The 9532-nt window shown below is 61.9% G+C and carries 4 protein-coding genes; 3 read left to right on the forward strand and 1 reads right to left on the reverse strand.

What is annotated here, in order from left to right:
* Positions 1-13: 13 nt before the first annotated feature.
* Positions 14-787, forward strand: a complete 774-nt coding sequence (gene yaaA, locus AC6RA8_RS01855; RefSeq protein ID WP_500350428.1) for a peroxide stress protein YaaA — start codon at positions 14-16, stop codon at positions 785-787.
* On the opposite strand, the gene AC6RA8_RS01860 is transcribed toward yaaA, so the two are convergent.
* Positions 784-2964, reverse strand: a complete 2181-nt coding sequence (locus AC6RA8_RS01860; protein ID WP_500350429.1) for a response regulator — start codon at positions 2962-2964, stop codon at positions 784-786. The genes yaaA and AC6RA8_RS01860 overlap by 4 nt on opposite strands.
* Before the next feature lie 145 nt (positions 2965-3109).
* Between AC6RA8_RS01860 and AC6RA8_RS01865 the strand changes: the two genes are divergently transcribed.
* Together AC6RA8_RS01865 and AC6RA8_RS01870 are read left to right on the forward strand one after the other, a co-directional pair.
* On the forward strand, positions 3110-8497 hold the full coding sequence (locus tag AC6RA8_RS01865; RefSeq protein ID WP_500350430.1) for an MG2 domain-containing protein: 5388 nt from the start codon (positions 3110-3112) through the stop codon (positions 8495-8497).
* The coding region (locus AC6RA8_RS01870; RefSeq protein WP_500350431.1) for a transglycosylase domain-containing protein at positions 8494-9532 on the forward strand (1039 nt) is incomplete at its 3' end. The genes AC6RA8_RS01865 and AC6RA8_RS01870, both read left to right, overlap by 4 nt.

The raw sequence follows: 9532 nt of genomic DNA on the forward strand, positions 1-9532 counted from the left end.
TAAGGGGGCAGAGATGCTGGTGGTGATTTCTCCGGCCAAACGGCTGGATTGGGCAGAACGGGACGTGCAGATGACGGCCCCAACCATGCAAGATGATGCGGTGCGCTTGGCGCGGACGGCACGCAATCTGACATTGGGCAAACTCAAGTCGCTGATGGATCTCAGTGACGACCTGGCACGTTTGAACCGCGATCGGTTTCAGGCCTTTGCCGACGATCCGGGGGCCGAAACGACGCGCCCTGCGATGCTCGCCTTTGCGGGCGATACATATCAAGGGCTGGACGCGGCGACCTTGTCAGCGGACGAGACGGCCTATGCTCAGGATCATCTGCGCATCCTGTCCGGGCTTTACGGATTGTTGCGCCCGCTGGATGCGATCCAGCCTTACCGTTTGGAGATGGGCAGCCGGTTGAAGACCCGCCGAGGTGCTTCGCTTTATGACTACTGGCGCACCGATTTGGCAAAGGCGCTGAACGCGCAGGCGGAACAGACTGGCACGGACATGCTCGTGAACTGCGCAAGCCAGGAGTATTTTGGCGCTGTGCCCGAAAAGGCGTTGAAGCCGCAGCTGATCACGCCCGCGTTTATGGAGGACAAGGGGCAAGGACCAAAGATCGTCAGCTTCTTCGCCAAGCGTGCGCGGGGCGCCATGGCGCGACACATCATCCGGAACAGGATCACGGATCTGGACGGGGTCCGCAGTTTCAACACGGACGGCTATGAATACAAGCCAGACCTGTCGACAGACGCCAAGCCTGTATTCGTCCGGCCCTATCCCAAAAGCTAGGCCGCACCTTCCTCGGGCACCTCGCCAAAGGGCGGGGTGACGCCGTCAGGGCACATATCGTGCAACATGCCGTGGATTTCAGGTTTGCGAAGGGGCTTGGTCAGGTAGTGATCCAGCCCTGCTTCCAGGATTCCCTTGTCGTCGCCGTCCATCGCGTGCGCAGTGAGCGCGACGATTGGTACGTGCCCGCCGACATCTTTCTCTTTCGCGCGGATCGTTTTGGTTGCTTCCTTGCCGTCCATCTTGGGCATCGAGATGTCCATGAATATCAGGTCCGGTGAAAGCTTTTCGAACATCTCCACCGCTTCGATCCCGTTGTTCGCAAAATGCAGATCGATATCCGCATCCTTGACCATCTTGCCAAAGACAAGCTGGTTGGTCTTGTTGTCCTCGGCCGCCAACACAACCATGCGCCGTGTTTCGACCGGCGCAGGGGCGGTGCCATTGGCGCCAATCACGGGACCCACGCTTTCAAGCCGCGCAAACAGGTCAGCGCGGGGCACGGGTTTCTGCATGATGGCATGCAGATGCTTGGCGCCGGGGTCGTTGGTGGCAAAGCTCGGGTTTGAACTCAGCAACAGAATTGGCGTGTTCGCGCCCGTTGTCCGCACGGCATCGGCCAGCTCAAGCCCATCCATGTCGGGCATGTTGTGGTCCGTCAGGATCAGGTCGATATCGGCCAGCTGCTCAAGCGCCTCTTCACCGGAGGCGCAACAGACAACGCCGAGGCCCAGTTGCTCCAACTGACGTTGGAGGATCGTCCGGTTGGCCTCAATATCGTCAACGACCATCACACGCCGCAGCCCTTCCGGAACCGGGGGGTGCTCCGGCAGTTTTGCCTCGCTCAGCTTGAGCGGGATGCGGAAACCAAAGACCGATCCGATTCCTTCTTCACTGCTGACCCAAACCTCACCCTCCATCAGCGACACAAGCCGTTGAGAGATGGCAAGTCCCAGCCCGGTGCCGTCAAACTGGCGATTGCGTTCGTTTTCGACCTGATTGAACTCACCAAATATGTGGTCAATCTTATTCTCGGGAATACCAATGCCCGTGTCCTCGATCACGATCGTCACATCCGCATGGCCGGCGTCCAGGTCTGGCACACCTGTGACACGCACCAAGACATGCCCCTCGCTTGTGAACTTGACGGCATTGCCCATCAGGTTGGTCAGCACCTGCCGGATACGTCCCGGATCACCCACATACATGGTTGGAAGGAACAGGTCGTAATCTAGCAGAAGGGTAAGCCCTTTGTCGCGCGCTGAAGGCTGAAGCAGCATGATGATCTCGTGAATGCTGCGTTCAAGATCGAAAGGTTCAAGATGCAATTGCAGCTTCTGCGCCTCGATCTTGGAGTAGTCGAGAACGTCGTTGATGATGACCAGCAGCGCCTCACCCGAGTTCTTGATCGTGTCGACATACAGCTGTTGTTCTTCGCTGAGCCCTGTATCCGCCAATAGCTCTGCCATGCCCACGACACCGTTCATCGGTGTTCGGATCTCGTGGCTCATATTGGCAAGAAAAGCCGATTTTGCGCGGCTGGCAGCCTCCGCCTCGGCCCGGGCCGTTTTGAGTTCTTGCTGGTAGCGCACGGATTCAGTGATGTTGAGGCCAAGGGAGACGATGTCGCCGGCTTGCCCGCGTCTGTCGACCAATTTGACATATTGGTTGTTCCAAAGCCGGACGGTGATCGGGTCAGGCTGGGGTAGCATCCAACGGTCCAGCATCTTTTGCCGCCAGGCCTGGGCGTCCATCCCTTCTGTGTTCACGATACCTTCGTCAGTCATCACCTGCAGAATGGTGACATAGTTCACACCGGGTTGAATCGCCTCGATGTTGTCGAAGATCGCGAGGTAGCTGGCATTGGCGGCGATCATCTGGTTGTCGGAGTTGAAGAACGCAAAACCATCAGTGATCGTTTGTACCGAATGCCACAGGCGGCGCTCAGCGATCTGGACCTTCTGATTGGCCTGCCCAAGCTCGGTCTTGACGCGCTCATTCTCGGTCTTGACCGTTGCCACCTCGGCCCGGGTTTCGACGATTTCCCCCTGCAGGGCGGCGGCATGTTTGCCCAGCTTGCGGTTGGCGGCCGACAGTTCAGCTTCCTTCAGCTCAAGCAAACGTTCCGCGGCCAGACGGCCGCGCCGCTCTTCGGCCAGTTTGTTTGCCAGACTCATACCGGTTCTCCACCACACAAGATTCCCGCATGGTATGTCATGCGGACGGTGAAGAACCGCTTAACCTGATGGGTGAGCCGTTGCGCCGCGCGCATGGGGCATGTCAGACTGACGGCATTCTTAAATCGAATTTGGGAGCGGCATCATGCGCCACGCGTTGGTTGGACTGGTTGCACTCATTTGGGCAGCGGCGGCGTGGGGGCAGGGTGCGATCCCGGATGATCGGTACATCGTGACCCAGGATGTCGATTACCTTGGTGCGGATCGGACATCGCTGTTCGATACAACCTTTGATGCCTGTGCGCGGGCCTGTAGCGCGGACGATGCATGTATCGGCTTCACTTTTAATGACCGATCAGGCGCCTGTTTCCCCAAGGCCCGTATTGATGAAGAGCAACCGTATTCCGGCGCCCGGTCAGCCAGACGATTTGGTGCGTCTGATGGTCTGAAAGCAGCGGCGGAGCGCCGGGCCGCCGCGTTGGATGTATCGCAAGCCGATTTGGATGAGGCCCGCGGATTGGCCTCCGATGTCGGTTTGCGTTTTGCCCAATCGGGTCAGGCGTTGGACCCGTTGATGACGGCGTCCCGCGCCGCGTGGGACCGTGGCGATAGGGCGGCAGCCCTGCGCTGGACAGGAATGGCTGTCGCACTGACGGACGCGCCAGACCTGTGGACACGATACGCCTACATTGCTCTGCGCCAAGGCGATGACGTCGCAGCAAGTCGGCGTCGCAGCGCCCTGCGAGCCGCTGTGCCTGCTGCCTTGAACGGCTATTTGCGATCTGACTCCCCCGGTGGCCAGGTCAGTGCCCTTCAAACGCTTGCAGATGCTTTGGAACTGAATGGGCGGGGGCGCGACTCGATCCGCGCCTTGCGTTTGGCCCAGAACATCCAGCCGCGAGACGACGTGGCCAGGGCGCTGGACGAAGCCATCGCAAAATACGGTTTCCGCATTGTGGAACATCAGGTGGACAATGACAGTGCGGCCCCCCGCATCTGCGCCACGTTCTCGGAGCCGCTCGTTCAGAGCGGTGTGGACTATGAACCCTTCGTGCGCATCGCGACACCGGGCTTGGTGGTCGCTGTAGACGGACGTGACCTATGCATAGACGGCGTGCGGCATGGCGAGCGTTACAACGTGACCTTCCGCTCTGGCCTTCCCGCCGAAAGCGGAGAGGTGTTGGCCAAGGACGTGTCGCTGAACCTCTATGTCCGCGACCGTACGCCGTTAGTTCGCTTTCCGGGGCGGGGCTATGTTCTGGCGCGCGGAGCAGGGACGAGCATCCCCATCGAGACGGTGAATGTGAACGAGGTCGAATTGGTGCTCAGCCGGGTCAGTGACCGCAACCTCGTCCAATCCATGCGCCGGGACTTCTTTGGTCGGCCCCTGTCGCAATGGCAGGCCGAGCAATTCAATTCGGATATCGCTCAAGAGATCTGGCGCGGCACGGGCGAGGTACAGAACGATCTGAATGCCGAAATGCGCACGCGTCTCCCTCTGGATGAAGCGCTGGGCGGCCAGCCTCCGGGCGTCTACGTCCTGTCCGCGCGCGAACAGGGGCGTGATGGCTATGATGTTGTGGCGGCAACGCAGTGGTTCGTGCTGTCCGATCTGGGGCTGAGCACATGGCAGGGAAATGATGGGCTGACGGCCTCGGTCCGCGCGCTCAGCGATGCCGCTGCCATGGACGGGGCAACGGTGCGGCTGATTTCTCAAGCCAATGCCGTGCTGGGTGAGGCGCAGACGGATGCAGATGGCTTCGTGCAATTCGAAGCGGGTCTGACCCGGGGCCTTGGGTCCGCACGACCGGCAATGGTGCAGGTCGAAACAGCGGATGATTTCGTATTCCTGCCACTAACCGATCCGGCCTTTGACCTGTCCGACCGCGGGGTTGAGGGGCGCCCACCTGCGCCGCCCATCGATCTGTTTGTGACCACGGATCGCGGCGCCTATCGCCCCGGCGCCACCATCCATCTGACGGCGCTTGCACGTGATGACAAAGCGCGTGCCATTGATGGCTTGCCCCTGACCGTCATTCTCAGCCGTCCGGATGGTGTCGAATACAGTCGGACAGTCAGTGCAAAGGGACAAAGCGGTGGCCATGTCGTGTCACTGCCGCTTGGCACAACAGTGCCACGCGGGACGTGGCGGATCGAGGTGAAAGGCGATCTGAAGGCACCTGCCCTCGCCACCCAAACCGTGTTGGTCGAGGATTTCATTCCGGATCGCATCGACGTGAAATTGACGGCCGAGGACGTACCGCTCAGCCTTGATCGGCCCGCAATTGTGGATGTGGACGCGCAATATCTGTTTGGTGCACCCGGTGCGGATTTGGCTGTCGAAGGGGATATTCAGGTGCGGCAACGCACTGGGCTTGAAGGGCATCCCGGATATCTGTTTGGCCGACATGACGCGGCGTTCTCTCCACAGCGCCGCTACGTACAGGGTGGGCGTACGGATGTGGAGGGCAAATCCAACCTGTCCTTGCCTTGGCCCGAGGTTACGGCGGATAACGTGCTGCTCGAAGCCGTGGCGACTGTCCGGGTGTCCGACAGTGGCGGCCGCCCGGTTGAGCGCAGCTTGACCCGCCCCATCGCGCCGGAAGGCGCGGTGATCGGGATCAAGCCCGCCTTTGACGACGTCTTGCCCGAAGGGGGTAGTGCTGACTTCGAAGTGATAGCAGTGGGGGCACCTGCTGACCTGCCAGTCCAGTGGACCGTCAACCGGATCGAAACGCGCTACCAGTGGTATCAGTTGAACGGCAATTGGAATTGGGAGCCGATCACCCGGCGCATCCGCGTGGCTCAGGACACAGCGGTCCTTGGCGATGCACCCATTGAGATAAGCACACCCACTGAATGGGGCGATTACGAGCTGGTCGTCGAAAGCACGCAAGGGGCCTATACTGCCAGCTCGGTTGCATTTGCGTCTGGCTGGTACGGTGCCGCAGACAGCAGTGCCACACCGGATCGCCTGACCTTGTCACTTGATGCCGAAACCTACCGGGTTGGCGATACCGCGCAACTGCGGATCGTGCCGCCCCACGACGGCGTGGCACTTGTGTCTATCCTGTCCGGCAGCGTGATCTTGCGGCAGGCCATCCCCGTGCAAGCGGGTGAAACGGTGATCCCGCTCGAGGTGACGGAAGGCTGGGGAACGGGTGCCTATGTGACTGCGTCGGTCCTACGCACAGGCCTCTCTGGCGATCCCGGCCCTGCCCGCGTGTTGGGTCTCGCTCATGCCGCCATTGATCCAGCGGACAAAGCACTGTCAGTGTCTATCGACGCCCCGGCAGAGGTTGACGGGCAGGAAGGTCAAACCGAGGTGGCCGTACGCGTGGGTGGTCTCGAAGGTGCCGACGGTTTCGTCACCCTCGCGGCCGTCGATGTCGGCATACTGAACCTGACGGGGTTCGAGGCACCGGACCCCCAAGGGCACTATTTCGGCCAGCGTCGTCTTGGCGTTGACCTTCGCGACGTCTACGGCCGCCTGATCGATGGCCGAAGCGGCGCGCTGGGCACAGTCCGGTCCGGCGGGGATGCAGGCAACAGCATGCAGCGGCAAAGCCCGCCCCCGACCGAGGCGGTCATGGCGGCCTTCTCGGGTCTAGTCCCAGTCGACGGCAATGGTATGGCCCGCGTGACCATCCCGCGCCCAAACTTCAACGGCACGATCCGGCTGATGGCCATGGCGTGGTCGGATGACGGGATTGGGCAAGCCTCTTCTGACCTCATTGCCCGCGACCCGGTTGTGATCTCGGCGGCTGTGCCACGCTTTCTAGCACCCGGCGACCAAAGCCGCGTGCAGTTTGAATTCGTGCACGCTGCGGGCACATCAGGCGTGATGCCTTTGGAAGTGTCAGGCAGTGGCGTTTCGGTCGGCGCTGCGCCACCAACAATTAACCTGAACGAGAGCGGCTCCGTCCGCGTCTCTCTGCCGCTCACCGCGCAAGAGATAGGAGATCACAGTATCGATCTGGCGCTGACGACACCTGACGGCGCGGTCCTGACGAAGTCGCTCACACTTGGCGTCCGGGCCAACGACCCAACCATCGCCGTCACCCAGCGTCTGGAACTGGCCGCGGGCGAGGCGCTGACCTTCGATGACAACGTCTTTGCCAATCTTCGGCCGGACGGCGCGCGGGCAACGCTCGCCGCCGGTCCGCTCGCTAGGTTCGACATGCCCGGGCTGATCGGACAGCTTGACCGTTATCCCTACGGGTGCACCGAACAGGTCACGTCGGCAGCGCTGCCGCTGCTTTATCTGCCGCGCACGGCGCAAGCGGCGGGGCTGGCGGATGTCGACCAGCGGATCACAACAGCGATCAATCGTGTTCTGACCCGACAGGCCAGCAACGGGGCCTTTGGCCTCTGGCGGGCGCAGTCGGGGGATTTCTGGTTGGATGCCTATGTCACCGACTTCCTCTTGCGGGCAAGTGATCAGGGCCACGACGTGCCAGAGCGTGCCTTGCGGCTCGCCCTCGACAACCTGCGCAACCGGATCAACTACGCACCCGATTTCGATACAGGGGGCGAAGATATCGCCTATGCCCTCATGGTGCTGGCCCGTGCCGGATCGGCATCCATTGGTGATCTGCGGTACTACGCCGATACCAAGGCGGAGGCGTTCTCGACACCGCTCGCCCGCGCACAATTAGGTGCAGCACTTGCCAGCTACGGTGAACAAACCCGTGCTGACCGGCTGTTCGGTTTGGCGCAGGATCTGGCGCTGCGGAACAACACGGACACTGTCCTGTGGCGTGCCGACTACGGCACAACTTTGCGCGATGCGGCGGGGCTGCTGCATCTGGCGGCAGAGGCCGGCAGCACGCGTGTCGACCAATCGCGCCTTGCTGCAACGGTGACGGCGGGCCGTGGGGGGTACTCAACCCAAGAGGCGGCTCAGCTCCTTATGGCGGCGCAAGCGTTGCGTGATGGGGCAGGCACGCCAGTGCTTTCGGTAGATGATACACCGGTGTCCGGCCCCGTGGTTCAAAGCCGCGCGCTGGGCGATACGGCATCGATCATTCGCAACGTTTCGGGCCAGCCGCTGGATGTAACGCTCACCACCTACGGCGTACCGGTCACCCCGCCCGAGGCGGGAGGCTACGGCTACAGCATCACCCGCGATGCGTTCACACTTGAGGGAGGCGTTGCCGAAGGACCTTGGACCATCGGCGAACGGAGGGTGATCGTGCTGACGATCACACCGTTTGAAGAAGTCGGTGCACGGCTGATGGTGGATGATCCACTGCCAGCGGGGATCGAGATCGACAACCCAAACCTGATCAGGTCAGGCGACGTGGCGGGCCTTGATTGGTTGGAGACAGCCAACACGGAACATGCCGAATTCCGCTCCGATCGCTTCCTTGCTGCGGTGAACCACACAGGGTCAGAGACGTTCCGCCTTGCCTATATTGCCCGCGCTGTCAGCCCCGGCGATTTCCACCACCCCGCAGCGTTGGTCGAGGATATGTACCGCGCTGAATACCGTGCCGTGACGGGCACAGGCCGCACGGTTGTGACCGAGTGAAACGGCCACACCGCCCCCTGTTCGCCCTCGCGGGCGCCATGCTGGTTGCGGCCAGCCTGCATGACGCGTGGGATGCATGGGTGGACCGAACAGTGCTGCCAGCGACATTGGCCGAGACATCGGTGGAGATGCGCGATAGGCGCGGTCACCTGATGCGCGCCTTTGCGGTCGAAGATGGGCGGATCCGGCTGGAGGTCCCACGCGGTGGCGTTGACCCACGGTTGACCGACATGCTGATCGCCTATGAGGACAAGAGGTTCAGCACACACAATGGCGTAGATGGTCGTGCAATGGTACGCGCGGTGGGGCAGGCCCTCTGGTCGGGTCACGTTGTTTCTGGCGGATCAACACTGACGATGCAGGTGGCCCGTCTTCTTGAAAACTCGGGCACTGGATCGATCAAGGGCAAGCTGCGGCAGATGCGGGTGGCCTGGGCGCTGGAACGACGTCTAAGCAAGGACGATATCCTGCATCTCTACCTGCAACACGCCCCCTATGGTGGACGTATCGAAGGGGTGCGCAGCGCCACATTCACATGGTTCGGCAAGGAACCCACACGTCTGTCCGAGGCGGAAGCGGCCCTGCTCGTTGCGCTGCCGCAAGCGCCGGAGGCACGGCGCCCCGACCGCCATCCGAACACCGCGCAGGCGGCCCGAGACCGGGTGCTTGCCCGCGTTGGGGCAGACCCGTCGCATAACCGTGTCCCGACACAGGCCCGTGCCTTGCCCCGGTTGGCCCCACACCACGCCGATGCCTTGCGCGCCGCAGACCCCGATGCGCAAAGGTTCGACACGACCCTGTCTATGCGGGTGCAAAAGAGCATGTCCAGCCTTGTCCGCCTCCACGCCACAGGTCAGGCGCGCGGTGTCTCTCTGGCGCTGATGGTGATGGACCATGAAAGCGGCGAGGTTCTGGCACGGGTCGGCGCCCCGCATTATGCCGACAAGGACGGCACACCGGGCTTCATCGATATGACACGCGCCAAGCGCAGCCCCGGCTCCACCCTCAAGCCGTTGATCTACGCGCTGGCCTTTG

This window comes from Tateyamaria sp. (assembly GCF_059783535.1).

What these genes read in the sequence shown, in the direction of transcription:
- yaaA (WP_500350428.1), top strand. Translation starts at nt 14, where the DNA reads ATGCTGGTGGTGATTTCTCCGGCCAAACGGCTGGATTGGGCAGAACGG.
- AC6RA8_RS01860 (WP_500350429.1), bottom strand. Translation starts at nt 2,964, where the DNA reads ATGAGTCTGGCAAACAAACTGGCCGAAGAGCGGCGCGGCCGTCTGGCC.
- AC6RA8_RS01865 (WP_500350430.1), top strand. Translation starts at nt 3,110, where the DNA reads ATGCGCCACGCGTTGGTTGGACTGGTTGCACTCATTTGGGCAGCGGCG.